Consider the following 24,376-nt stretch of genomic DNA (forward strand, 5'->3'; position numbering starts at 1 on the left):
GGGCGTAACCAGCTCTTGGCCACGCCCGTCTCCCTACCGTTGTCAGGGCAGCAAGACGCTGGCGCCAGTGGTCTTGCGCCCCTGAAGATCCTCATGGGCGCGTTTGGCGTCCTTCAGCGGATAGTCCTGGTTGACGGCGATGGTCACCGCGCCGGACCCGACCACATCGAACAGGTCATTTGCGGTTTCCTCCAGATCGGCGCGTTCCGCGATGTAGCTGAACAGCGTCGGCCGGGTGGCGAACAGCGATCCCTTGGCAGACAGCATCGCGAGGTTGAAATCCTCGATCGGTCCGGAGGACTGGCCGAAGGACACCCACAGGCCGCGCGGCTTGAGGCAGTCGAGCGAGCCGGGATAGGTGTCCTTGCCAACGGAATCGTAGACCACGTCGCAAAGCTTGCCGCCGGTGATCTCCTTCACCCGCTCGACGAAATTCTCGGTGCGGTAGTTGATCACATGGGTGTAGCCGTTGGCGCGCGCCAGCTCGGCCTTCTCATCCGACCCGACGGTACCAATGGCGGTGGCGCCGAGCGTTGCCGCCCATTGGCCGGCGATGAGGCCGACGCCGCCGGCGGCGGCATGGAACAGCAGGACGGTGTCGCTGGTGACCTTGTAGGTCTGGCGCAGCAGATAGCGGGCGGTCATGCCCTTCAGCATCATTGCCGCGGCGGTGCGGTCGTCGATGCCTTCGGGAATGCGCACCAGCCGGTCGGCGGCGATCAGCCGTTCCTCCGAATAGGCGCCGAGCGGGCCGGCATAGGCCACCCGGTCGTCGGCGGAAAGGTGGGTTACCCCCTCGCCGACCGCCTCGACCACGCCGGCGCCCTCGTTGCCCGGGATGAACGGCAGGCCCGCCGGTGCGGGGTAGAGCCCGGAGCGGAAATAGGTGTCGATGTAATTGAGGCCGACGGCCGTATGGCGCAGGCGCACCTCGCCCGGCCCCGGTGCGCCGACGGACACCTCTTCCCAGCGAAGAACGTCGGGACCGCCCGTCTCATGCACCGTAATCGCGTGAACCATGACTTGCTCCAGATGATTGAACTCGTGTTCGTATCCGGATCATGGAGCCGCGCGCCGCTGGCGGCAAGCCCCTCGCCTATCCCGCCTTGCGGCGGGCCGAGGCGAGAATGTTGATGAGCTCGACACCGGCGGAAAACGCCATGGCGAAGTAGATGTAGCCGCGCGGAATGTGGAAGCCGAGACCGTCCGCCACCAGGGCGACGCCGATCAGCAGCAGGAAGGCCAGTGCCAGCATCTTGGTGGTGGGGTGCCGCTGCACGAAGGCGGAAATCGGTCCGGAGGCGATGTACATGGCGATCATGGCGATCACCACGGCGGCCACCATCACCTCGATGTGCTGGGCCATGCCGATGGCGGTGACGATGGAATCGACCGAAAACACCATGTCGATGACGATGATCTGGGCAATCACCGCGCCAAAGCCCACCGCCGCCGCGCCGGACTGCTCCATATGGCCGCCCTCGATGCCCTGGTGGATCTCGTGGGTTCCCTTGACGATCAGGAACAACCCGCCGGCAAGCAGGATCAGATCGCGCCAGGAGAAGGCTTCGCCGAACAGGGAAAACACCGGCTCGGTCAGGCCGATCAGCACGGTCAGGATCGACAACAGGGCAATCCGGAAGATCAGCGCCAGCGCCAGGCCGATTTGCCGGGCGCGCTTGGCGGCCTTTTCTTCCAGCCGACTGACGATGACGGAGATGAAGATGATGTTGTCGATGCCAAGAACGATTTCCATCACCGTCAGGGTGAAGAGGCTCGCCCAGACCGCCGGGTTGCCGAGAAGGTCCATCATTGCCGTGCCTCTTTATCCGTCAGGTCGCCGGGGGCTTCTTGCATGCGCGGAGCGTCAGCGCAGCCGCTCCAGGAGCTGCTGGACGGCCGAGACCAGCAGCAGATAGAGGCTCGACAGGGACAGCGCCCATTTCACCAGGCCCTCCGCCGACATGCCGTTGGCGACGGCGAAGCCGGCGGCGATGAACCAGACAAGGGTGACCGTGAGGGTGAGGCCGCGCCAGCGGGTGACACGCACCGGATGAACAAAGCGGATCGGCGCGAAGGTCAAAACGCACAGGGCCAGCACAAACAGCACGGTGAAGACCTGCGAGGAGGACAGCACCATCAGCCCGAACACCACCATGTTCCAGCCGGCGGGAAAGCCCTTGAACGAGCCGTCCGGCTGTTTCATCGCGTTGTCGGCGAAGTAGAGCGCGCCGGTGAATACCACCAGACCGCCGCAGATCCAGTTCCACGGCCCGTCCAGCATGCCGCTGCCGGCAAGGGCGAAGGCGGGCAGAAACACATAGGTGGCATAGTCGATGACGAAGTCGAGCGAGGCGCCGGACCATTGCGGCATGCGCCGGGCGATGTCGAAACGGCGGGCCAGCGGGCCGTCGATCCCGTCCACCACCAGGGCGATGCCAAGCCAGATGAACAGCATGGGCCAGTTGCCCTGGGCGCCGGCCAGCAGCGCCAGCAGGGCGATCGGCGCGCCCAGTGCGGTCAGCACATGGATCAGGAACAAGGGGTGGGCGCTGGGAACCCGTGCCACCGCGCCCGTCTGGTCAACATTTGCCATCTTGCCTTTTCCCACGGGCTCTGCCTCGTACTAAAAATCGTTGCCGAGCGCGCGCGAAAAAAGACAGCGGCGCATCTGTTCAATCTTCCGTATGCCCGCACAAGGGCGTTTCCGCAACTGCAACAACACACCAATTGCAAGGGAAATGGTCCGAAACGGTGCCGGTCACCCGAACAGGATCTTCTGTCCGGCATCGGAAAGGGCGAGAACGAACAGGCCCCAGACGATCAGGAACACACCGATGGCGCGGGGGATCCAGAACCGGAACACGGTCTTCTCGACGGTCATCAACAGGCCGAGAACGGCGATCCACAAGACGTTCATCACCCCGACGGCGAACATCACGGTCATCAGCGCCCAGCAGCAGCCGAGACACAAAAGTCCCTGAATGAGGCCGAGCCGGTAGACACCGAAAAGCGATGTCGGCCGGCGTTCCATGAAGAACGGGATCGGCCGCTGGCAGCGGATGAGGCAGGCCATTTTCGCTGGGGTGAACTGGTAGATGCCGGCGGCCAGCAATGTCGTTCCCGCCAAGACCATGGTGGCCGGGGACATCATCGGCGACATCATTCGCGCCGCCGTCAGCACCCCTTGCGCGACCGTGGCAACGAGGCCGTAGCCGACCCAGATGGAGAGGTACCCGGCGGCCAGCATCATGACCGGGACGACGCGGCCCGGCCGGTCCACCATCGGCTGCGGCAGTTCGGCGAAGCGGGCGATCATCGGCGCGGCGCTGGGAAGCATCATCGCCAGCGCCATCATCACCCACATCAGGAACACAAGTCCCGCGTCGGCGATACTCCAGATCTGCGAGGCCGGCATGCCGAAGGTGCTTGCCCCTTCCGGCAGGCAGATGGCGGCAAGGGCGGCGCGCGCCTCCGCCGGCAGGCCGGCGAAGATGTTGAAGGCGTTGAACATGGCCATGCCGGGGCCGAGCTCGCCCATGTCCATCATCGGCACCATGGCCGCGACCATCGCCGCGAGATAGGCCCAGCCGGCCAGCGCGGCGAGCGCGACGGCGGCAAAAACCACGATCCTGGGGCTGCGGGACAAAAGGCCCGGGGATGTTCCGTCCTTGCCGGTCTCTCCGTAGGTCTGGGTCATGGTGGGCAGAAAATCCTTCGCAACTCTGTAAAACCGGTTCGTCGCCATCTCAGCGCGGATGCGCAATCCGTATTCCGGCGTCGTACCGCTTTTAGGCCATTGTGCCCGGCTTTTTTGAGCCGTAACCCTCCCAATGCGACCATATGCCCAAGGGGGGGACTTGCAAATCCGTCGCCGCGCGCCATTCTCCGGCAGATTCTATCACATCGACTGACGGAGCCGGCACATGGGAAGCGCGACGCAACAGGACACGGCGGCGGTCCGGGTGGATGTCGCCGTCATCGGCGCAGGGCCGTCCGGCCTGACCATGGCGATCCTTCTGGCGCGCCACGGGTTCACCACCGCGCTGGTCGCCCCGGCCGACCCGGCCGAGGATGACCGCACCACCGCGCTGCTGGAGTCCTCGGTGGCGCTCTTGCGCGCCCTCGATCTGTGGTCGGCGATCGAACCCCATACCGCGCCGCTGGCGCATATGCGCATCGTCGATGATACCGGACGGTTGATTCGCGCGCCCGAGACGGTGTTCGACGCCGCCGAACTCGATCTGCCCGCCTTCGGCTACAACATTCGCAACCGCGATCTCAACGGGGCGCTGGGCGCCGCTGCGGCGGAAACGCCGGGCCTGGTGCGGGTTTTCGGCCGGGTCGAGGCGATCCACTCCGATGCCACAGGCGCCTCGGTGACCGTCGACAGCGGCGAAACGGTGACGGCGGCGCTGGTCGTCGGCGCCGACGGGCGCCGCTCGATGGTGCGTGAGACCGCCGGCATCGACACCCGCGACTGGCGCTATCCGCAGGCGGCGCTGATCGTCAATCTGGAGCACGACGTTCCCCATCACGATCATTCGACCGAATTCCACACGCCGACCGGGCCGTTCACGCTGGTGCCGCTGAAGGGCAACCGCTCCTCACTGGTCTGTGTGGTCGAACCGGAAGAGGCCGAACGGCTCAAGGCGCTGCCGGACGATGCGCTGGCGGCGGAGCTGGAACGGCGCGCGCATTCGGTTCTCGGCGCCATGCGGATCGCCGGAGCGCGGCAGATCTACCCGCTCGGAGGCCTCAGCGCCAACCGGCTCGGCGCGGCGCGCTGCGCCTTGATCGGCGAAGCGGCCCATGTGTTCCCGCCCATCGGTGCGCAAGGGCTCAATCTGGGCCTGCGCGATGTGGCGGCGCTTGGCGAGATCCTGGTTGCCGCCCAGGCGCGCGGCGAGGATATCGGCGGTGCGGCCACGCTGGAGCGCTATGAGCGGGCGCGGCGGCCGGATATCGCCTCGCGCGTTGCCGCCGTCGATCTGCTCAATCGCTCGCTTCTGTCGGACCTTTTGCCGGTTCAGGCGCTGCGCGGTCTCGGGCTTTACGCCATTGGCCGGATCGGCCCCTTGCGCCGGATGATGATGCGCGAGGGCATCGCCCCATCGCTGGGGCGCCCCCGGCTGATGCGCGGCCTGTCCATCGGCGGCAACGCGGGCTGATCCCGCTCGCAGCCGCGTTGCTGGAAAACGCCAGCTACCGCTCGTCCAGCGGTTCCATCGCCTTGGCGATGGGGGACGCCGCCCGATGCGCGCCGCGAAACCTTGGGGCGATCGGCAGCGGAATGGCGGGGATCTCCCCCTCCCCGGTTTCCACCTGAAAATCGAACAGGCCGCGCTCGCGGAAATGCGGATCGGAGAAGGCCTCGGCAAGGCTCGCCAGCGGCGTGGCGCAGCAGTCGGCTTGGGTCAGCGGCTCGGCCCAGTCGGCGCCGGAACGGGCGGCGAAACACGCGGCAACGCCCCGGATCGTCGCCGCCGGGTCCTTGCGATCATTGCGCAAGGCCTCAGGCAGGCCGATGACGTCACAGAGCGCGTCCCAGAACTTCTGTTCCAGCGCGCCGACGGCAATCGGCGACCCGTCTCCGGCGGCATAGATGCGGTAACGCGGCGACGCGCCGGTCAGAAGGTCGGCGCCATTGTCCGGTGCGCGGCCCGAGATCGCGAGCCGGGCCTGCGCGAACAGGGCGAAGGTAAACATGGCGTCGGTCATGGCGATGTCGAGGTGGCAACCGCTGCCGCCGCGCTCGCGCTGGAGAAGCGCCAGCAGGATGTTCATCACCGCCGGAAAGCTGCCGCCGCCGATATCGGCGATCTGGGCCGGCGGAAGGACGGCGGCGTCCGCAGGGCCGTAAGAGAGCGCAAGAAGGCCGCTGAGCGCCAGGTAGTTGATGTCATGGCCGGCCTGCGGCGCGCGCGGTCCCGACTGGCCAAAACCGGTGATCGAACAATAGATCAACCGGGGGTAGCGGCGCCTCAGCGTCTCGGCACCAAGGCCGAGGCGGTCCATCACCCCGGGGCGGAACTGCTCGATGACGATATCGACGGACGGCAGAAGCGCATGGATGCGCTTCGTGGCATCCTTCGCCTTCAGGTCGATTTCCAGTGCAGTCTTGCCCCGGTTGAGCATGGCGTAAAGCGCGCTTGCCGGGCCGTGTTTCGGCGGAAAGCCGCGCATCGCCTCCCCGCCCGGCGGCTCGATCTTGATGACCTCGGCGCCGGCCTCGGCCAGCATCAGGCTGGCGAGCGGCCCGGGCAGCAGCGTCGTAAAGTCAAGCACCCGGATCCCGGACAGCGGCTGGTCATGCATGAAATCCATCCCGTCACTTTGTGGTCTGGGCATGATCCTTCCCGGTCGGGCGGCTCAGCGCAAGGGCAGGATTCCCTCGGTAATGGCATAAATGAATGCCGACACGGTCACGGTCGAGGCAACCGTGCCAATCAGGATCGCGCTCGACGCCCGCTGGACATAGACGTTGTATTGCTGGGCAATGACGAAGACATTCGCCGCCGGCGGCAGGCAGGCCATCAGCACCGCCGTTGCCACCCAGGCCGGGTCGAACCCGCCGACCCAGTTCAAGAGGGCGAGCACGATCAGCGGATGCACCACCAGCTTGACCGCCAGCACCACCGGCATTTCCAGCGGCACCCGGCCGAGCGGCTGCAGGGCCACCGTCACGCCCATGGCGAACAGAGCGCAAGGGGCGGCGGCATTGCTGAGATAGGTCAGGAGCGTGTCGATGGCTTGCGGCGGCTGGAATCCCACGGCGGCGGCCAGCACCCCGGCGATGGTGGCGAGGATGAACGGATGGGTGAAGATGCGCCGCAGCACGGTCAGAACCGTGACCAGCGGCGGATGGTTCTCCGTTCCTCCGAGCGCCATCATCAGCGGTGCCAGAGTGAACAGCAGGATGTTGTCGAAGCAGAACACCAGCGCCGTCGGCACGGCGGCGGCGGGCCCGAGCACCGCCAGCGTCAGCCCCGGTCCCATGTAGCCGATGTTGGAGTAGGACCCGGCCAGCGCCTGGATCGTCGCCTCGGAGATGTTGCCGCGCGAAGCGAAGACGCCGACGCAGAAGGCCAGGGCAAAGGCGCAATAGGTGGCAAAGGTCGTTGCCGCCACATAGGCAATGTTGGTGAGTTCCTCGATCGGCGTCTGCGCCAGCAAGCGGAAGAACAGCGCCGGTAGGGCGAGGTAGATGACGAAGAACTGCATCCAGGCAAGACCCTCGGCGGGAATCTTGCGGAACTTGCCGGCGGCGATGCCAAGGAAAATCAGTCCAAAGAACGGAAGCGCCAAGGAAATCACACTGTTCATTGAAATCTCCGAACCGGATCGCCCCGAAGCCGGCGCGGCAGGTTGCCTTCCTTCCGGTGCTTGGGTAAGCACCACGAGGCCTATCGGGTTCGCGGGTGGCGGTCAACGCCGCACGATACCGCACCGCAATGGGACGCAAAGGGACCGGGCGCACAGGATGACAGCGATGGATCGCGCACGTGGCTCCGCCCCCCGGCATGGGGTGTCGCGGCGGCTCCGCTATTGGCTGGAGTGGGCTTTGCTGCGCTCGGGCGTTGCCCTGGTGCGGCTGATGCCGCCGACCATGGCCGCCCGGGTCATCGGCAAGGGCTGGCGCTGGGTGGCGCCGTTCAACCGGCGGCATCAGCGGGCGCTGGAGAACATCCGCCATGCCTTCCCCGACATGCCTCCCGAACAGCGCGAGGCGCTGGCCCGCGATGCCTGGGAAAATCTTGGCCAGGTGATGGCCGAAACCCTGCAACTGGACCGACTTGTCGCCGATCCGTCCCGTTTCGAGTTCGACGTGGATGGCGTGCGCGAGGCGGTTGGCGACGGCGGCGCGGTGATCGTCTCCATGCACGCGGGCAACTGGGAGGTGACCGCGCTTGGCGGGCACGCCGCCGGATGGCAAACGGCCGGGGTCTATCAGGCGCTGAAGAACCCGCTCACGGAAACCTTGCTGCATGACCTGCGGGCGCCGGTCTATCCCGCCGGCCTTTTCGCCAAGGGGCATGACACCGCTCGGCGCCTGCTCGGCCTTGCCCGCTCTGGCGGCCGGGTGGCGATGCTGGCGGATCTGCGCGATCTGCGCGGTGTGGTCGTACCGTTCTTCGGCCGGGATGCCTATGCCACCCCCTATCCGGCCACCATCGCGCTTGCTGCCAAGGTACCGCTGATCGCCTGCCGGGTGATCCGCCTGCCCGGCAGCCGCTTCCGCATCGAGGCCGAGGTGGTGCCCATGCCGCAGAGCGGCGACCGCAAGGCCGATGCGCTGGAGGCGACCCGCCGCTACCACGCCCGGTTCGAGACATGGATTCGCGAATATCCGGAACAGTGGATGTGGATCATGCGCAAATGGATCGACGGTCCGTCCCGCTGAGCGGTTCCGCTTTCCCGACCCATTCCGCCGATGTCGCCTACCCATCCGGCATGAGTTTGTTTGCACCGCAGCAAAAGCGGTATAGACAGGGAGCATCTGCGATGTGATCCCTCCGGTCATTGTCTCACGAGGTGGTGGCGGGAGGTTGGCTATTGTTGGGAGGACCCTTTGAAGACACCCCGCGCATTTTACCAACCGCTGGCGATCGGTGCGCCCGCGCCGCTTCGCGACCTGCCCGTGCAACTGGAACGCATGATCCATTTCGTGCCGCCGCATGTGGAGAAGATGCGGGCGAAGGTGCCCGATCTGATTTCCCGGGTCGATGTGGTGCTGGGCAATCTGGAGGACGCGATTCCCGCCGATCAGAAGACGGCGGCGCGGCGCGGCTTCATTGAGATGGCACGGGAAAACGATTTCGGCTCCACCGGCCTGTGGACCCGGATCAACTGCCTCAACAGCCCCTGGGTGCTCGACGATCTGATGGAGATCGTCACCGAGGTCGGCGACAAGCTGGATGTGATCATGCTGCCCAAGGTCGAGGGCGCCTGGGACATTCACTATCTCGACCAGTTGCTGGCGCAGCTCGAAGCCCGCGCCGGGATCTCCCGCCCGATCATGATCCACGCCATCCTGGAGACGGCGGAAGGCGTGAAGAACGTGGAGAGCATCGCGACGGCCAGCCCGCGCATGCATGGCATGAGCCTTGGCCCGGCCGATCTCGCCGCCTCGCGCGGCATGAAGACGACGCGGGTCGGCGGCGGACATCCGGACTACATGGTGCTGGCCGATGGCACGGCCGAGGGCGCGCCGCGCGCCGGGTTCCAGCAGGATCTGTGGCACTACACGGTCGCCAAGATGGTGGATGCCTGCATGGCCGCCGGCATCAAGGCGTTTTACGGCCCGTTCGGCGACTTCTCGGACTCTGCCGCCTGCGAGGCACAGTTCCGCAATGCCTTCCTGATGGGATGCGTCGGCGCCTGGTCGCTGCATCCGAGCCAGATCGACATCGCCAAGAAGGTGTTCAGCCCGGAGCCGGGCGAGGTCGCCTTTGCCCGCAAGATCATCGAGGCCATGCCCGATGGCACTGGCGCGGTGATGATCGACGGCAAGATGCAGGACGACGCCACCTGGAAGCAGGCCAAGGTGATCGACGATCTGGCGCGGCTGGTGACGGAAAAAGACCCGGATTTTGCTCGGGTCTACGCCGCCGGATGAGGTAAAATACCCTCGCGGGAGGTGGCCTGACGCCTCCTCCCCCCGGGCTTGACAATGGCAAGCGGGCGTGACTTGTAGGGCGCCCGTTGAACCTCCGCGCCTTTGGGCGCGGAAAGGGTCGAAGAGTAATATGCGCATTGCGAAATACATGATCGGTCAGGTTGTCCGCCACAGGGTCTATCCCTTCCGCGGCATCATCTTTGACGTCGATCCGACCTTCGGCAACACGGAGGAGTGGTGGGAGGCGATCCCCGACGATGTGCGTCCGGACCGTGATCAGCCCTTCTATCATCTGCTCGCGGAAAACGCCGAAACCGAATACGTCGCCTATGTTTCGGAGCAGAACCTCGTCCCGGACGACAGCGGCGAACCGGTGCGCCATCCGCAGGTGGACGAGATTTTCGAGCAGCAGGCCGACGGCTCTTACCTGCCCCGGGACGTGGAGCTGCATTAGCGGCAGCTTCGAACCCGCTGCCGGCGTCTCGACGAAAGCCTACACATTTCCGTTCAGGTAGCCTGTCGGTGCGGCGAACGACCCGAATGGCAAGGCGCCTCCGGGCCGCGTGAATTGAGCGCTTTTTTACTGAATACTGCGCTGTTCCGGCCTCTCCGCGACCGGCACCATGATGTGGACATAGGGCGTGTCCTTCCACATCACATAGGGGCCGTCAGTGTCCGGCGTGGTCGGCAGCCCGGCATAGGCTGCCGGATCGGGCGAGATGATCATGATATGCGGTCCCTCGACCACCCACTGATTGTCGGCGGTGGGCGTGTCGGCCGCCGGATCTATGTTGCTCGCGCCGCCGCCGGGCATGTCGCCGGCCAGCATGTAGGCGACGGCCACCCGTTCGGCCGTGAACGGCTCCTTTCCCATCCAGGCCTTCATCCAGCGGCGCCATTCGGCGTCCATGCACATGGGACCTGCGACGGTGGGCGGGGCGGGATAGCAAGTGTACTCGCTGTTCCCTTCACGCAGGATATTGCCTTCCAGATCCGAAACCGTGGCGGTTTTGGCGATGCTCGGCGGTGCGGCGCGCAAGGCGTCGGCGATCATCGCTTTCGCATCGGGAGCTTCCTGCGCAAAGGCAGGAGCAGCCAGAAGAAGACAGGCGCCGAGCGCGCATATGGTTGGGCGAATGCCGGAGGCTGTCACGGGCTGGGGTGAGGTTTGACGTGCACGCATGGGGTGGCTCCTTGGAAATAGGACGGCCGCATTTCAGATTTTTTTCTGCGGACCTTCCCCAGAGTTCCGCAGCCTCTTCTTCGTGGATAGTCCAGAAACTGGACCTCCTTCCCCTCTGTGACGGGACTAACCTACCATTTTTGCCTGCGCGGCAAAAGGACTGAGCCCTAACCAGGTCTGCATTGTTCGTGCGATGGCGGGATCGCCATCCAGCTGGATCTTGTCCCCTGCGTCCTCGACCCGTGCCAGTCCCATCCAGATCGCGGTCATTGTGCGCAGATCGGTCGTCACCCAAAGATCCACGTCATAGCCGGGATCGGTGGAGCACAGGTCCACTTCCGCTGTCGGCACGACCACCAGCCACCAATCGCGCTTGGCAAGGGGCAGTTCGGGATAGCTGAATTGCACCACCGTGCGGTTCTTCGGCAAGGGCGTCGGATCGAGATTGCGGCGCATGTCCCACATCAAGAGCGAGGGGTCGAGGTTCTTCAATGTCGCCTGGGTTTCGACCCATTTCTGTCCCCACAGACCAAAAGCCTCGATGACGGATTGCAGATCCCTACCCGCTTCCGTCAGGCGGTAGTCGTAAACGCCGGGTTCGCCTGGCGCGGGGGTGCGTGTGAGCACGCCCGCGGCCTCCAGCTCCTTCAGGCGCTGGGACAAAAGGCTTGGCGACATGCGCGGCACACCGCGCCGCAGATCGCCAAACCGGGTGGAGCCGGCGACCAGTTCCCGGACCAGAACCATCGTCCAGCGGGTGCACAGCGTCTCGGCCGCCATCGCGACGGGGCAGAATTGTCCGTAGCTGCCGTGTGTCATGGTATTGTCCCTTGTTGCCCCCATCTCCCGCAGAGCGCGGCGAAAGAGCCCCTCTTGCGGAAGACAGTGAGTCAAGTGCGGTTGACGGCGGCCCTTCCAGCGGAACGAGCTGGTCCAGTTCCAAGACTAGCGGAACGGCACGAAATTCCCCAGCGTCAACCGATCACGCAACCGGTTGGAGGACGAGCCATGACCCTCTCCCTGAAGACATTGGCGGGTGGTAGCGCGCCGATTGAGGACGCGGTGTTGGAAGACCTGCGCGGCGTATTGCGCGGCGTTGCCATCGTTGAAAATGAGCCGGGCTACGATGACGCCCGCGCCCTCTGGAATGGAATGATCGACCGGCGGCCGGCCCTCGTGGTGCGTGCGCGCGGGACGAGCGACATCTGCGCGACCGTCAATTTCGCGCGCGATAACGGGCTGTTGCTGGCGATCAAGGGGGGTGGTCACCAGATCGCGGGATATGCGGTCGCGGACGGGGCGTTACTCCTGGACCTTTCGCTGATGCGCTCGGTCCATGTGGATCCCGCGTCGCGGACCGTACGGGTCGAGCCCGGCTGTATTCTGTCCGACGTCGATCAGGAAACGCAGCTCTACGGCCTTGCCGTTCCGCTGGGAATCAACTCGACAACCGGCGTGGCCGGGCTGACATTGGGTGGCGGATTTGGCTGGATCACCGGCAAGCACGGTTTGACCATCGACAATCTGCTTTCCGCCGAGGTGGTCTGTGTCGATGGGAACGTCCGCCTGGCGAGCCCGGATCGGAATGCGGACCTGTTCTGGGCGATCCGCGGCGGCGGCGGCAATTTCGGCGTCGTCTCCTCGTTCAAGTTCGCGCTGCATTCGGTGGGGCCAGAGGTGCTTTCGGGTCTTGTCGTGCATCCGCTGGCCGAGGCGCGTGACCTCCTGCGGCGCTACCGCGAGATCTGCGCGCGCGCCCCGGACGAGTTGACGGCCTGGGCGGTGCTCCGCAAGGCGCCGCCACTGCCCTTCTTGCCCGAGGAATGGCACGGCCGTGAGGTTCTGATCTTCGCGGTCTGCTACACGGGCGGCATGGACGAGGGCGAGAAGGCCCTCCAGGAGCTTCGCAGCCTTGGCAAGCCAATCGTCGATGTCATTGGTCCGCATCCCTTCACAGGCTGGCAGAAGGCATTTGATCCATTGCTTACGCCGGGCGTGCGAAACTATTGGAAGAGCAATGACTTCCTGACGTTGTCGGATGAGGTTATCGACACGGTCATCTCCTCCGTCGCCGCGCTTCCCGACCCACAATGCGAAGTCTTTGTTGCCCATCTGGGTGGCCAGATGGCGTGTGTGGAGCTGGCCGAAACGCCATTCCCGCAGCGCAGCGCGCATTTCGTCCTGAACGTTCACACGCGCTGGGTGGATCCGGCTCAGGATCAGGGCTGCATTGCCTGGGCGCGGGATCTGTTCGACCGGACGGCACCCCATGCGGCGGGCAGTGTCTATGTGAATTTCATGCCGGCGGATGACGAGGCGCGGATGCCGCAGGCCTATGGCTCGAACATGGAGCGGCTGCGGAAAGCGAAAGCGAAATACGATCCGGGCAACTTCTTCCGCCTGAACCACAACATTCAGGCCGCAGCGGAAGCTGTGTCGGCATCGCGGCAGGGCCGCCCGGCCCTCTGACGCATCCGGTCTCCTTGCCGGTTGTTGTCGTGGAACAGCCAACAAAAAAAGCGCCGCAGTCGAACCTGCGGCGCTTTCGGATCTTCAACCTGGCTGGCCGGTCAGTTGGCGCCGGAAGCCTCGTTCTGCTTGTCGATCAGCTTCTGACGGGCTTCCTCGGCCCGCTTCTGCAGCTCCGACTGCAGCTGCTGCTGCTTCTGCTGAAGTGCGGCGGCGTCGATCGGCGCGCCGTCATAGACCTTGGTGAAGCCGGAGAGCGTGAGCTGGAACGGAACCTGCTTGGCCTGCTGGTTCAGCGTGGTCAGGATCAGCGCGTTGCCCTTCTTCATCGAGCCGATGAACTCGTCGTTGATGACCAGCTCGGAATAGCAGGCGTTCGGATAGCAGATGCCGTATTTGGCTTCGTTCTGCTTGCCGGCGTCGACCTGAACGCGCAGGCCCGGCTGGATCAGCATTCCCGGCGGCACGGCGATCAGCAGCGTCTTGCGGGCCTCGCCGCCAATTTCGCGCACGGCGACGGAGGCGAGGAACTGACCGGTGTCGGTGCGCAGTTCCTGCGTGACGACGCAGACTTCCTTCTTGGACTGCGGGTCGGTGTTGCAGACCTTGACCCACGGCGAGTCCGCGGCCGGCTCAACGGTCTGGGCAAGGGCGCCCGGCGCCGCGGCGAAAACGGCAGCGGCAATCGACAGCCCCGCCAGTTGCGTCTTGAAACTCATAACCATCAAATGCGTCCCTACGTCCGTGGTGTCGCTGCGGCGCGGTTGGATGCGACGCGCCGTTGCCTCGCACTGAAACCGAAGTGGCTTCTAGATCCGTCGCGCCGTGAAAACTCGCGCTCGCCCTTCATGTGCGTGGCGATTGCGGCGAGACATTGACCTGTCTGCTCCGCGCGCATCTTTACAGCCTTGCTACTCAAATATCCAGAATGACCGGCGAAATCTGCCGCACCACGTCCCGCGCGACGATAAAAAACTCGGCACCCGTGCGAATTTGCATCACCTGCGCCCCGGATCGACTGTCCGTGGCGGGGCCTCAATCCCTTGCCTGGCACAAGGGCTCCACACCGGATTGGGATTTTGACATTGTGTTAACCATAACAAAGTGATTGAGCCGCTACGGTCTGACCATGATGACATGCTTTCGCTCTCTGATTCTGTCCTCGGCGCGGGTCCTGGTGGCCGGTGCGCTGGGTGTGTGCGTATCGAGCGCCGTACTTGCCGCCGACGAGATGCCGGCACCGGCCCATGGCATCGCCATGCATGGGACGCCCGCCCTGCCAGCAGATTTTTCGCATCTTCCTTATGCGAATCCGGATGCTCCCAAGGGGGGCGCGGTCACCTATGGGGTGCAGGGAAGCTTCGACAGTCTCAATCAGTTCATCGTGCAAGGGGGCACGACCACCGCGCGCGGCATCCGCGATTCCGACTACGGCGCGCTGGTGATCGAAAGCCTGCTTGACCGCAACATGGATGAACCCTTCTCGCTCTATGGTCTGCTCGCCGAGGCGGTGCGGATGCCGGAAGCGCGCGACTGGATCGAGTTCACGCTGAACGAAAAGGCGCGGTTTTCCGATGGTACGCCCGTCACCGTCGAGGATGTGATCTTCTCCTTCGAGATCCTGCGGGACAAGGGACGTCCGCATTTCCGCGCCCGCTATAACCGCATCACGGCGATGGAAAAGACCGGCCCGCGCAGTGTGCGCTTCACCTTCGAGGACGGGTCCGACCGGGAATTGCCGCTGCTGGTCGGCTTGTCGCCGATCTTCGCCCGCCATGTGATCGATCCGCAGACCTTCGACAAGAGCACGCTGGTGCCGCCGCTCGGCTCCGGACCGTACATCATCGACGAGGTCGAGCCAGGCAATCACATCACCTACCGGCGCAATCCGGACTACTGGGCGAAGGATCTGCCGATCCGGCGCGGGCTCTACAATTACGACACGGTGCGCATCGAGTATTACCGCGACGAGAACACCCTGCTGGAATCCTTCAAGAAGGGGCTCGTCTCGCTCCTGCCCGTTGCCGACCCGGCGCGCTGGATGACCGGCTTCGACTTCCCGGCGGTCACCGAGGGCAAGGTCATCAAGGACAGTTTCTCGCTGGGCACCCCGGCGGGCATGTACGGCTTTGTCTTCAACACCCGCCGGCCGGTGTTCGCCGATCCCCGGGTGCGTCAGGCGCTGGCCATGCTGTTCGACTTTGAATGGGTCAATCGCAACCTCTATCACGGGCTTTATCAGCGTACCGGCGGCTATTTCGACAACTCCATCCTGTCCTCGCGCGGCCGTCCGGCCGATGCGCGCGAGCGGGCGCTGCTCGCGCCCTACATGGAGGAGATCGCGCCGGATGTGCTGGAGGGACGTTGGACGCCGACCGAGGCCGATGGCTCCGGGCGCGATCGCAAGGTTCTGCGCGCGGCGGTCGGCCTGCTGCGAGAGGCCGGCTACACCATCAATGGGCGTGAGATGAAGGGGCCGGACGGTGTCCCCCTCACCTTCGAGATGCTGGTTGCGGCGAAGGATCAGGAACGGCTTGCGCTCGCCTATCAGCGGGTGCTGGCGCTGGTCGGGATCCAGGCAACGGTGCGCAGCGCCGACAGCGCCCAGTATCAGCGTCGCCGTCAGAGCTTCGATTACGACATGGTGCTGAACACCTGGCTTTCGTCGCTGTCGCCCGGCAACGAACAGCGCTACCGCTGGGGCAGTGCCGCCGCCGGGCAGCAGGGCTCCTTCAACTATGCCGGGGTGCAGAGCGCCGCCGTGGATGCCATGATCACCGCGATGCTGGCCGCGCGCAGCGCCGGCGATTTCGTTTCGGCGGTGCGGGCGTTCGACCGGGCGCTGATTTCGGGACACTATGTGGTTCCGCTGTTCCACCTGCCGGAAAAGTGGGTGGCCCGTTGGGACAAGATCAGCCGGCCCGGGAAACATGCCGTTTCCGGGCCTCGTTTCGAAACCTGGTGGGCCACTGAGGCCGGGCAATAGGCGCTGGAAGACCTGCGATGATCCTGACACCGCTGAAGACCATTGAAGCGCATCAGAAGAGCGGCATCTGGGGCCGCGTCACCCTCGACGCGCTGTTCCGCAAGACCGCGATGGCCCATCCGGACCGGCTGGCTCTGTGCGACCCGGCGGATCGCGCAGGCTGGATTCCCGGCACCGCACGCCAGCTGACCTATGGTCAGGCGGATGAGGAAATCACCCAGCTTGCCAGCTTCTTCGGCGCGGTGGGGCTTCAGCCGGATCACGTGATTGGCCTGCAGACGCCGAACACGGTGGATGGCGTCATCGCCCTGCTCGCCGCCTTGCGCGCCGGACTGGTGGTGGCCCCGTTGCCGCTCTACTGGCGCCAGAAGAACGTGCTGGAAGCCCTGTCACGCGCCGGAGCCAAGGCGCTGATCGCCGGCGAGAGCTTCGGCGGGCGCAGCCTCGGGCTGGAAGCGCGGGACGCGGCGGCGGAAATGTTCTCCCTGCGGTTCGTTTTCGGCCTGGGCCGGGATGTTCCCGATGGGGTGATGGAGCTTGGCGAAGTGCTCGGCGCCGGGGCGGAAAGCATGGGCGATCTGTCGGGCAACCTGCCGCGCCGGGGCACCGATGCCGCCGATCATGTGGCGACGCTGACCTGGACCCAGAGCACCAGCGGCGAGCCGCTGCCGATCGCCCGCAGCCACAATCAGTGGATTGCCGCCGGCTTGATGCCCTATCTGGAGCTTTCCCTGCCGAGTGCGCCGAAATTCGTGCTGCCCTATGCGGTGACCGGAATGGCCGGGATCGGCGCCGGGCTGATGCCCTGGCTGCTTTCCGGCGGCACCTTGCATCTGCATCAGCCCCGGTCCCTGCGCCGGCTGGCCGCGCATGTGGATTCCGTCGGTGCCGATTGCGTCCTTTGCCCCGGCAGCCTCGTCGGCAGTCTGGAGAAGCGTCTGGACAACATGGAATGCAGGGTTGTCGCGGTGTGGAGTGCGCATTCGGCGGCTCCCGTTCCGCGCGCCACCAATCGGGATCTCGTCGATCTGCATGTGCTCGACGAATTCGCCATGATCGCCCGCCGCCGGGAGGGCAGCGCCCTGCCCCGCCCGTTCCGCAGCGGCCGGATCGGTTCGCCATCAAGTGCCGCCAATGGCCCCGCGCTCCTGGAAATCGAGGTCGATACCGAGATGGAAGGCTCCGGTGGACCGAACACCTTGAAAGTGCGCGGTGCCATGGTCGCGGACTCGGCCTGGCCATCCTCGCGGGTGCGCATCCCCACCGACAAGGCGGGGTTCGTCGATACGCTTTTGCCCGTCAGAATGTCCGAACATGGGGTTTCGGGCGTTGGTATTCCCGGCACCTCCGCGCCGGGCGTGTTCTCCCTGCCCGCACTGGATGCACTCTATGGGGCCTTCCCCGGCATGAGGGAAGCAGCGGCCTTTCTCGTTGATGACGGCATTCTCGGCGCCCGGGTCTATGCCGCGCTGGTGCCGCAACAAGGCTTTCATCTCGATATCGAGGGGTTCTTCGCCTATCTCGATGCGGAGCGGGCCGGTCTGGCGGAAATTCCGCATCGGATCCTGTCGCTGACGGCGCTGCCGCGCAAGGAGAACGGTGCGGTCGACCGGGCGGCCCTGTCGGAGCGGGTGAGCTTGCGCCATGCCGCGGTTGCGTGAAGCGAGGGTGACTGCGGTGGCCGAGCGGACTGAAGCCTCTCCCCAGCGCTGCGGGAGGCGATGCAGTGCCCGCTAAACTGGGGCCGTTGCCGCGCAGCGGCGCCGGCGTTGCGCCATCGGTTGCCATCGAAATCGACGTCGATGCGGAAATGCCCCGGGCCGGCCCGTGGTTGACCGACGGGCTCGTCGGCTGGTTCGAGGTCACCACGAAAGACGCCCTGCAGCTGGCAAAGACCCACAACCGGTTTCCCGATGCTATCGCCCACTTTCGCGGACAGCACCGCCCGTCCACCGAGGATTCCGCACTCACGGAGCTGGTGCACCTCGCCCGGGCTCGCGGGTTGGAGCTTCCGGTCTTCGTCATCGGCGGGCGTGCCGGACAGTACGACGGGGCCGTGCGCCCTGCAGCCTATGCGGATCCAAGCCTTTCGGCCCCGCTATTTGGGGAGCGGCTGGGGGACGTGATCCGCGAGATCGGCCGTCTCAGCGAAATCCGGCTACGGCGGCGGGTGTTCGGCGCCCTGCCGGGAGAGTGGACGGCGGAGAGCCGCGAGCATTCGACCATCGCCTTGCTGGTGCTCGGCCTCAGTCACCGGTTCGGCGCGGTGTTCGGCGTGGGCGCGGGACGGTTCGAGATCGTCGGAGCCTTCACGTTCGACATGGCGATGCAGTTTCTCGAAGCCCGGCGGTTCGATGCGGTGCTGATCGATTGTCCGCCGGAGATGGCTATCGACTATGTGACCCGGCTGCGCTTCGATCCCAGGCATGTCAATCTTCCCGTGATCGCTTGCGCAAGGGATGCGGCGGATGCGGCCCGGTTGCACGCGGCGGGGGCGAGCGATGTGCTGGCCCATGGGCTGGACCCGGCAGAGCTTTCGGAGCGGGTGCGGATCGCCATCCGTGCCGGAGCGCGGCGCCATCTGGCCGGCGCGTTGCTGCGCCGCTTCCGTCACCGGCATCTGGGCGAACGCGGCCGGCTGCCGCGTGCGGCCTATGACCGCTACCTTGCCGAACTCAGTCGCATCCTGGCCTTGCAGGGGCGAGAGCCCCTGGCGGTACCACTTACCTCGTTTCATCCTGATCCGCTGTGGCGGAGCGCGGCGAATGACGAGGCGTTTCGTCCCGCAGGCGGCAATCCGCTGCGCTCTGCGGCGCTCGCCGCCTCGCGCGAGGAGGATTTTGTTGCTACGGTCGAGGGGCTGGGCGACATGGTCGTCCTGCGCGACGCCGCCGCCGTCGGCCGGCTGGCCCGTCGCCTGTCATCGATCGTGAGCGCGACCAGCTTCCTCTGAGGCGGCGACCCGCGCGCGGATCCGGAACAGACGCCCGCCCGCAACCGGCGGGTGCCGTCAACGCTGAAGGACTGTTTGATGGAAGAAGGCGATCCCCTGCGTATCGATATCGTGTCAGACGTGATGTGCCCGTGGTGCTATATCGGCAAGCGCCGGCTGGAAAAGGCCCTGGCCGAAGTGCCGGATATCGCCGTCTCCTTGCGCTGGATGCCGTTTCAGCTCGATGAGACGCTCCCGCCGGAAGGCAAGGACCGGGCGCAGTATCTCAACGAGAAATTCGGCGGAGCGGAGCGGGCCGAGGCCGCCTATGCGCCGGTGCGGGCGGCGGGCGCCGCGGAAGGCATTCCCTTCGCCTTCGACCGCATTCGCAAATCGCCCAACACCCTCGATTGCCACCGGCTGATCCTGTGGTCCCGTGCGGAGAACGCCCAGAGCGAAATGGCGGAGCGGCTGTTCCAGCTCTATTTCGTGGAAGGCGCCGATCTGACCGACCCGGAAACCCTGATCCAGGCCGCCGACGATGTGGGCATGATGTCCGATCTGGTGGCGGAGCTGCTGCCGACCGATTCCGACAAGGACAAGGTGCAGCGGGATCTCGACAACGCCCGCGCCATCGGGGTTACCGGCGTTCCCTGTTTCATCATCGATGAGCGCTTCATGGTGATGGGGGCGGAAGCGCCGGAAACCCTGGCGGCGGCAATCCGTCATGCGCATGAGACCCGGCCCGGCAACGGCGCCTGACCGCGCTGTCTCCGCTGCCTCAAAAACCAGAGTAAAATTTTCTCACTTTGAGTTCCCCAGCCATGTTTGAAGTAATTAAGAATTCTGCTCTGACGTGGATAGGAATTATAGGTGGGGCGATAACGCTTATCTCTAATATTCAAGGTATTGTTGAGCTGGGGAAGTGGGCTGATTGGCTGATTCTTAAGTGGCGCGCAACGGTTTTTCCTATTTTCTCAGGATTTATTGATCTCATCGGATTCAAGGTTTCGTCCATCGCCATATCAATGATCGCGATGGCGGTATTTGTTAGCGCTATTGCTATCGGTTCGAATTTCGAAAAAAGAATAAAGGTAGATTCCGACGAAGAGTGGAGGTGGGGCCGAGGGAGGATATTTAATGCCCGAGTCCTATTTGGTATATTTATGTACTCATTTCATGCTTTAATTGTTTTTTCTATAAATAAAATTTCATTTATTTATAATTTGTATTTTAATTTCCCATATATTTTTATTTCTCTTCTTTACGTTTTATATGTCGGAGCAATCGTGATTGGGTTGAAAGGATGGCCTCTATGGACCTCTATATCTATTGCGGCAAGCATGATTTTTTTTAGCTTTATTTTTGGTTATGCGGCAACTTCTTCCCAGGAGGCGGGTGTCTCTGATACTGCGTCATTTTTCCTTTCGGGAATTAGCGCTATACTTTGCGGATTGATCGTAGTGGGGGTAGCGCCCCCTCTCACTTTTACACGCAGGATATACTTCCTGAATTTTGGTGTCGCCTGCGTGATTGCACTCAGTCAGATTGGTCGTCTTGGAGCTTCCGTTACGCCCTGAGCTCCCAAGATCGGTTGAGTTTTCTTCAAAACATACCCGGAGCGCCACAGGCACGCCGGGATCTTTCGTTTTTTGGCCATTGATTGAGAATGCCTCGCCTTGAGGCCTGTTCCAGCGATCTGGGGATGACGCCGAGAAGCGCCGTTGCCCCTTGTTTGCAGTCTGACGGCGGCCCATCGGAGAAACGGGCCGCCGTTCGTTTTAGCTGCTATCGGGCCACCGGCCTAGCGGCGCAGGATGCCCTTGCCGGCGTAGCGGGCCTGCTGGCCGAGCTCTTCCTCGATGCGGATCAACTGGTTGTACTTGGCGAGCCGGTCGGAGCGCGCCAGCGAGCCGGTCTTGATCTGTCCGCAGTTGGTGGCGACGGCGAGATCGGCGATGGTCGCGTCCTCGGTCTCGCCCGAGCGATGCGACATCACGGCGGTGTAGCCGGCCTTGTGGGCGGTCTCGACCGCATCAAGGGTTTCCGTCAGCGTGCCGATCTGGTTGACCTTGACCAGGATCGAGTTGGCCACGCCCTTCTCGATGCCTTCGCGCAGGCGCGCGGAGTTGGTGACGAACAGGTCGTCGCCGACAAGCTGGCACCGGTCACCGGTCATCTCGGTCAGCGCCTTCCAGCCGGCCCAGTCATCCTCGGCCATGCCGTCCTCGATGGAGATGATCGGGTAGCGCTTGACGAAGTCGGCGAGATAAGCCGCCATCTCGTCCGGGCCCAGCACCTTGCCTTCGCCGGCCAGGTGATACTTGCCGTCCTTGAAGAACTCGGTCGAGGCCGCGTCGAGCGCAAGGCAGATGTCCTCGCCCGGGCGGTAGCCGGCCGTCTCGATCGCCTTCATGACGAAGCCGATCGCCTCGTCGGTGGAGCCGATGTTGGGAGCAAAGCCGCCCTCGTCGCCCACATTGGTGTTGTGGCCGGCATCCTTCAGGGCCTTGCGCAGGGTGTGGAACACCTCCGCGCCCATGCGCACGGCGTCGCGCAAGGAGGGGGCGCCGACCGGCATGATCATGAATTCCTGGACGTCGATCGGGTTGTCCGCATGGGCGCCGCCGTTGATGATGTTCATCATCGGTACCGGCAGGACGCGCGCGCCGCTGCCGCCGACATAGCGGTAGAGCGGCAGACCGCTGGCATCGGCAGCCGCCTTGGCAACGGCAAGGGACACGCCGAGGATGGCGTTGGCGCCGAGGCGGGCCTTGTTCTCGGTGCCGTCGAGGGCAATCATCGCCTCGTCGATCTTGATCTGGTCTTCCGCGTCGAGGCCGCCGACCGTGTCGAAGATCTCGCCATTGACCGCATCGACCGCCGCGGTGACGCCCTTGCCGAGATAGCGGGAGCCGCCATCGCGCAGCTCCACCGCCTCATGGGCGCCGGTGGAGGCGCCGGAGGGAACGGCGGCGCGGCCGAAGGAGCCGTCCTCCAGGTGAACGTCGACTTCCACGGTCGGATTGCCGCGGCTGTCGAGAATTTCGCGGCCAATGATGTCCACGATAGCGGTCATAATCATCTCCCTGAAGATGTCGGTCCGGCTGGGGGAATATGGGCCGGATTTCGGAGGGGGTTGCTTCGCGGCGGCTGGCCGGAAGCGGGATGAAACGGGGCAAGCCCGCCGCCGGTCGGCGGCGGAGGGTCAGGCGGTGGCGCGGTACTTCTTGGACACCGCGTCGATCTCCATCAACTCCTGAAGAAGTCCCTTCAGGTCCTTGAGGGCAATCATGTTCGGCCCGTCGGAGGAGATGGTGTTGTCCGGATCCGGATGGGTCTCGATAAAGAGGCCGCCGACGCCGACGGCAACGGCCGCGCGCGCCAGCACCGCGACCATCTCGCGCTCGCCGCCCGAGGAGTCACCCTTGCCGCCGGGTTGTTGCACCGAGTGGGTGGCGTCGAAGACGACCGGCGCGCCGGTGGCGGCCATCACCGGCAGCGCGCGCATGTCGGACACCAGCGTGTTGTAGCCAAAGGACGCGCCGCGCTCGGTCAGGAGCACGTTGGGATTGCCGCTCTCGACGATCTTGGTCAGAACGTTCTTCATGTCCCAGGGGGCGAGGAACTGGCCCTTCTTGACGTTGACCACCGCCCCGGTCTTTGCAGCCGCGACGAGGATGTCGGTCTGGCGGCACAGGAAGGCCGGGATCTGCAGCACGTCCACCACTTCCGCCACCGGCGCGCACTGCTCGGCCGAGTGGATATCGGTCAGCACCGGCATGCCGTAGGTCTCCCGGATCTCGGCAAAGACCGGCAGGGCCTCATCGAGGCCAACGCCCCGGCTTGCGGACAGAGACGTGCGGTTTGCCTTGTCGAAGGAAGCCTTGAACACGACGCCAATCCCGAGCGCGTCGGTAATTTCCTTCACCGCGGCGGCGCATTCCAGCACATGCGCCCGGCTCTCCATCTGGCAGGGGCCGGCAATCAGGGCAAAGGGTGCCGAATTGTCAAAAGTGACCGTGCCCGCACGCACGGTGGTGTTGCAGTTTACCGTCATTTCGGAATCAGCTCCTACATTGCCCCCGAGGCCGGCAGTTCCCGGTTGATTAAACGCATCCCCCCCCATTCGCAAGCGCCGGCAGGCATGCATGTATAGTGGGGCTTCGGGATTGGGGGAGAACCTCCCGGATCGGCCGCTTCGACTTGGTTCTTGGCATCAGCCGGGATACACAACCACATTAGCTGTTTCAGCACGGCATATTTGAGAAGGTACGCGCATGGCTCCGACGAAAATTCGCAAGGCGGTTCTTCCGGTCGCCGGTCTTGGTACCCGCTTCCTGCCCGCGACCAAGGCGGTGCCAAAGGAAATGCTGACCATCGTCGACCGGCCGATCATTCAATATGTGGTCGACGAGGCACGGAACGCCGGCATCGAGCACATCGTCTTCGTCACCGGCCGCAACAAGCATGTGATCGAGGATCACTTCGACATCGCCTATGAGCTGGAACACACACTGATGGAGCGGGACAAGAAATCGGCGATGGCGCTGCTCGACGCGATCCGACCGGCGCCCGGCACCACCAGCTTTACCCGCCAGCAGGCGCCGCTCGGTCTGGGCCATGCCATCTGGTGCGCCCGTGATCTCGTCGGCAACGAGCCCTTTGCCGTCATGCTGCCGGACGTGCTGGTCAAGGCCGAGGTCGGCTGTCTGGCCCAGATGGTACATACCTACGAGGAGCGCGGCGGCAATGTGGTTGCCGTGGACGAGGTGGCGCCGGATCAGACCCACAATTACGGCATCGTCGACCCGCAGGACTGGGATGGCGGCCGCGAGATTTCCATCAAGGGCATGGTGGAGAAGCCGGCGCCGGGGACCGCGCCGTCCAACCTCAGCCTGACCGGCCGCTATATTCTTCAGCCGGAAATCTTCGATCTGCTGCAGACCCAGGAAACCGGCGCGGGCGGCGAAATCCAGCTCACCGATGCGATGATCGCCCTGATGAAGACGCAAAACTTCAGCGCGGTCGCCTATGAGGGGCGCAGCTTCGACTGTGGCTCCAAGCCGGGCTTCCTGGCGGCGAATATCGCCTATGCGCTCGACAACGACGAACTGGCCGGCCAGATCCGTCCCCTGCTTGCGGAAATCCTGAATTCCTGACCGGGTGTTCCACCCCTCGCCGCTT

22 protein-coding genes are annotated in these 24,376 nt (G+C 64.6%); 11 read left to right on the forward strand and 11 right to left on the reverse strand.

Annotated elements, in window-relative coordinates; all coding sequences use genetic code 11:
- Window positions 1-42: 42 nt before the first annotated feature.
- The 4 genes from LC062_RS01430 to LC062_RS01445 all read right to left on the reverse strand — a co-directional run bounded on the left by LC062_RS01430 (window position 43) and on the right by LC062_RS01445 (window position 3,700).
- On the reverse strand, window positions 43-1,020 hold the full coding sequence (locus LC062_RS01430) for a quinone oxidoreductase family protein (RefSeq protein WP_224909243.1): 978 nt from the start codon (window positions 1,018-1,020) through the stop codon (window positions 43-45).
- A gap of 76 nt (window positions 1,021-1,096) precedes the next feature.
- The gene (locus LC062_RS01435) at window positions 1,097-1,813 is read right to left on the reverse strand and encodes a TerC family protein (RefSeq protein ID WP_224909244.1); all 717 of its coding nucleotides are present in this window, start codon (window positions 1,811-1,813) and stop codon (window positions 1,097-1,099) included.
- 54 nt (window positions 1,814-1,867) lie between these two features.
- Window positions 1,868-2,596 (reverse strand): CDP-alcohol phosphatidyltransferase family protein, encoded by a 729-nt coding sequence (locus tag LC062_RS01440; RefSeq protein ID WP_224909245.1) that lies wholly within the window; start codon window positions 2,594-2,596, stop codon window positions 1,868-1,870.
- A gap of 165 nt (window positions 2,597-2,761) precedes the next feature.
- The gene (locus LC062_RS01445; protein WP_224909246.1) at window positions 2,762-3,700 is read right to left on the reverse strand and encodes a DUF2182 domain-containing protein; all 939 of its coding nucleotides are present in this window, start codon (window positions 3,698-3,700) and stop codon (window positions 2,762-2,764) included.
- A gap of 226 nt (window positions 3,701-3,926) precedes the next feature.
- Between LC062_RS01445 and LC062_RS01450 the strand changes: the two genes are divergently transcribed.
- Window positions 3,927-5,171 (forward strand): UbiH/UbiF family hydroxylase, encoded by a 1,245-nt coding sequence (locus LC062_RS01450; RefSeq protein ID WP_224909247.1) that lies wholly within the window; start codon window positions 3,927-3,929, stop codon window positions 5,169-5,171.
- Window positions 5,172-5,205: 34 nt separating this feature from the next.
- On the opposite strand, the gene LC062_RS01455 is transcribed toward LC062_RS01450, so the two are convergent.
- Window positions 5,206-6,351: a CaiB/BaiF CoA transferase family protein gene (locus tag LC062_RS01455; RefSeq protein WP_224909248.1), complete on the reverse strand. Its 1,146-nt coding sequence runs from the start codon at window positions 6,349-6,351 to the stop codon at window positions 5,206-5,208.
- Between the two features lie 21 nt (window positions 6,352-6,372).
- On the reverse strand, window positions 6,373-7,326 hold the full coding sequence (locus LC062_RS01460; RefSeq protein ID WP_224909249.1) for an AEC family transporter: 954 nt from the start codon (window positions 7,324-7,326) through the stop codon (window positions 6,373-6,375).
- A gap of 166 nt (window positions 7,327-7,492) precedes the next feature.
- On the opposite strand from LC062_RS01460, the gene LC062_RS01465 reads away from it, so the two are divergent.
- From LC062_RS01465 to hspQ, 3 genes are all read left to right on the forward strand, one after another.
- On the forward strand, window positions 7,493-8,404 hold the full coding sequence (locus LC062_RS01465) for a lysophospholipid acyltransferase family protein (protein ID WP_224909250.1): 912 nt from the start codon (window positions 7,493-7,495) through the stop codon (window positions 8,402-8,404).
- Between the two features lie 168 nt (window positions 8,405-8,572).
- Complete coding sequence (locus tag LC062_RS01470) at window positions 8,573-9,619, forward strand: HpcH/HpaI aldolase/citrate lyase family protein (RefSeq protein WP_224909251.1); 1,047 nt, start codon at window positions 8,573-8,575, stop codon at window positions 9,617-9,619.
- A 130-nt stretch (window positions 9,620-9,749) separates the two neighbouring features.
- Window positions 9,750-10,073 (forward strand): heat shock protein HspQ, encoded by a 324-nt coding sequence (hspQ, locus tag LC062_RS01475; protein WP_224909252.1) that lies wholly within the window; start codon window positions 9,750-9,752, stop codon window positions 10,071-10,073.
- A 126-nt stretch (window positions 10,074-10,199) separates the two neighbouring features.
- On the opposite strand, the gene LC062_RS01480 is transcribed toward hspQ, so the two are convergent.
- Entirely contained in the window at window positions 10,200-10,673 is a 474-nt protein-coding gene (locus LC062_RS01480) for a hypothetical protein (RefSeq protein ID WP_224909253.1), read from the reverse strand.
- Between the two features lie 255 nt (window positions 10,674-10,928).
- A complete protein-coding gene (locus tag LC062_RS01485; RefSeq protein WP_224909254.1) occupies window positions 10,929-11,621 on the reverse strand; it encodes a winged helix-turn-helix transcriptional regulator in 693 nt (230 codons plus the stop codon).
- A gap of 189 nt (window positions 11,622-11,810) precedes the next feature.
- Between LC062_RS01485 and LC062_RS01490 the strand changes: the two genes are divergently transcribed.
- Entirely contained in the window at window positions 11,811-13,271 is a 1,461-nt protein-coding gene (locus tag LC062_RS01490; RefSeq protein ID WP_224909772.1) for an FAD-binding oxidoreductase, read from the forward strand.
- A 101-nt stretch (window positions 13,272-13,372) separates the two neighbouring features.
- On the opposite strand, the gene LC062_RS01495 is transcribed toward LC062_RS01490, so the two are convergent.
- Complete coding sequence (locus tag LC062_RS01495; protein ID WP_224909255.1) at window positions 13,373-13,990, reverse strand: invasion associated locus B family protein; 618 nt, start codon at window positions 13,988-13,990, stop codon at window positions 13,373-13,375.
- Window positions 13,991-14,400: 410 nt separating this feature from the next.
- Between LC062_RS01495 and LC062_RS01500 the strand changes: the two genes are divergently transcribed.
- The 5 genes from LC062_RS01500 (at window position 14,401) to LC062_RS01520 (ending at window position 20,769) form a co-directional block, all read left to right on the forward strand.
- Window positions 14,401-16,257 (forward strand): extracellular solute-binding protein, encoded by a 1,857-nt coding sequence (locus LC062_RS01500; protein ID WP_224909256.1) that lies wholly within the window; start codon window positions 14,401-14,403, stop codon window positions 16,255-16,257.
- 17 nt (window positions 16,258-16,274) lie between these two features.
- Complete coding sequence (locus tag LC062_RS01505) at window positions 16,275-17,918, forward strand: AMP-binding protein (RefSeq protein ID WP_224909257.1); 1,644 nt, start codon at window positions 16,275-16,277, stop codon at window positions 17,916-17,918.
- A gap of 65 nt (window positions 17,919-17,983) precedes the next feature.
- Window positions 17,984-19,210 (forward strand): PleD family two-component system response regulator, encoded by a 1,227-nt coding sequence (locus LC062_RS01510; RefSeq protein WP_224909258.1) that lies wholly within the window; start codon window positions 17,984-17,986, stop codon window positions 19,208-19,210.
- A 78-nt stretch (window positions 19,211-19,288) separates the two neighbouring features.
- Entirely contained in the window at window positions 19,289-19,951 is a 663-nt protein-coding gene (locus tag LC062_RS01515) for a DsbA family oxidoreductase (RefSeq protein ID WP_224909259.1), read from the forward strand.
- Window positions 19,952-20,013: 62 nt separating this feature from the next.
- Window positions 20,014-20,769, forward strand: coding sequence for a hypothetical protein (locus LC062_RS01520; protein ID WP_224909260.1), 756 nt, complete (start codon window positions 20,014-20,016; stop codon window positions 20,767-20,769).
- 224 nt (window positions 20,770-20,993) lie between these two features.
- Here the strand turns inward: LC062_RS01520 and eno are convergent, their stop codons facing one another.
- Window positions 20,994-22,268 carry a phosphopyruvate hydratase gene (gene eno, locus LC062_RS01525; protein WP_224909261.1) on the reverse strand — a complete coding sequence of 425 codons (1,275 nt, stop codon included), beginning with the start codon at window positions 22,266-22,268 and terminating at the stop codon, window positions 20,994-20,996.
- A 129-nt stretch (window positions 22,269-22,397) separates the two neighbouring features.
- On the reverse strand, window positions 22,398-23,249 hold the full coding sequence (gene kdsA, locus LC062_RS01530; protein ID WP_224909262.1) for a 3-deoxy-8-phosphooctulonate synthase: 852 nt from the start codon (window positions 23,247-23,249) through the stop codon (window positions 22,398-22,400).
- 220 nt (window positions 23,250-23,469) lie between these two features.
- On the opposite strand from kdsA, the gene galU reads away from it, so the two are divergent.
- Window positions 23,470-24,351 carry a UTP--glucose-1-phosphate uridylyltransferase GalU gene (galU, locus tag LC062_RS01535; protein WP_224909263.1) on the forward strand — a complete coding sequence of 294 codons (882 nt, stop codon included), beginning with the start codon at window positions 23,470-23,472 and terminating at the stop codon, window positions 24,349-24,351.
- Window positions 24,352-24,376 lie beyond the last annotated feature (25 nt).

It is taken from the genome of Stappia indica, assembly GCF_020177335.1.
In the GTDB taxonomy this organism is placed as follows: Bacteria; Pseudomonadota; Alphaproteobacteria; order Rhizobiales; family Stappiaceae; genus Stappia; species Stappia indica_B.

Bases quoted from the DNA above. Each gene is read 5' to 3' on its own strand.
- LC062_RS01455 (WP_224909248.1), bottom strand. From the start codon at position 6,351: ATGCCCAGACCACAAAGTGACGGGATGGATTTCATGCATGACCAGCCG.
- galU (WP_224909263.1), top strand. From the start codon at position 23,470: ATGGCTCCGACGAAAATTCGCAAGGCGGTTCTTCCGGTCGCCGGTCTT.
- kdsA (WP_224909262.1), bottom strand. From the start codon at position 23,249: ATGACGGTAAACTGCAACACCACCGTGCGTGCGGGCACGGTCACTTTT.
- eno (WP_224909261.1), bottom strand. From the start codon at position 22,268: ATGACCGCTATCGTGGACATCATTGGCCGCGAAATTCTCGACAGCCGC.
- hspQ (WP_224909252.1), top strand. From the start codon at position 9,750: ATGCGCATTGCGAAATACATGATCGGTCAGGTTGTCCGCCACAGGGTC.
- LC062_RS01500 (WP_224909256.1), top strand. From the start codon at position 14,401: ATGATGACATGCTTTCGCTCTCTGATTCTGTCCTCGGCGCGGGTCCTG.
- LC062_RS01435 (WP_224909244.1), bottom strand. From the start codon at position 1,813: ATGATGGACCTTCTCGGCAACCCGGCGGTCTGGGCGAGCCTCTTCACC.
- LC062_RS01465 (WP_224909250.1), top strand. From the start codon at position 7,493: ATGGATCGCGCACGTGGCTCCGCCCCCCGGCATGGGGTGTCGCGGCGG.
- LC062_RS01440 (WP_224909245.1), bottom strand. From the start codon at position 2,596: ATGGCAAATGTTGACCAGACGGGCGCGGTGGCACGGGTTCCCAGCGCC.
- LC062_RS01445 (WP_224909246.1), bottom strand. From the start codon at position 3,700: ATGACCCAGACCTACGGAGAGACCGGCAAGGACGGAACATCCCCGGGC.
- LC062_RS01495 (WP_224909255.1), bottom strand. From the start codon at position 13,990: ATGAGTTTCAAGACGCAACTGGCGGGGCTGTCGATTGCCGCTGCCGTT.
- LC062_RS01430 (WP_224909243.1), bottom strand. From the start codon at position 1,020: ATGGTTCACGCGATTACGGTGCATGAGACGGGCGGTCCCGACGTTCTT.
- LC062_RS01490 (WP_224909772.1), top strand. From the start codon at position 11,811: ATGACCCTCTCCCTGAAGACATTGGCGGGTGGTAGCGCGCCGATTGAG.
- LC062_RS01505 (WP_224909257.1), top strand. From the start codon at position 16,275: ATGATCCTGACACCGCTGAAGACCATTGAAGCGCATCAGAAGAGCGGC.
- LC062_RS01480 (WP_224909253.1), bottom strand. From the start codon at position 10,673: ATGATCGCCGACGCCTTGCGCGCCGCACCGCCGAGCATCGCCAAAACC.
- LC062_RS01460 (WP_224909249.1), bottom strand. From the start codon at position 7,326: ATGAACAGTGTGATTTCCTTGGCGCTTCCGTTCTTTGGACTGATTTTC.
- LC062_RS01520 (WP_224909260.1), top strand. From the start codon at position 20,014: ATGTTTGAAGTAATTAAGAATTCTGCTCTGACGTGGATAGGAATTATA.
- LC062_RS01450 (WP_224909247.1), top strand. From the start codon at position 3,927: ATGGGAAGCGCGACGCAACAGGACACGGCGGCGGTCCGGGTGGATGTC.
- LC062_RS01485 (WP_224909254.1), bottom strand. From the start codon at position 11,621: ATGACACACGGCAGCTACGGACAATTCTGCCCCGTCGCGATGGCGGCC.
- LC062_RS01515 (WP_224909259.1), top strand. From the start codon at position 19,289: ATGGAAGAAGGCGATCCCCTGCGTATCGATATCGTGTCAGACGTGATG.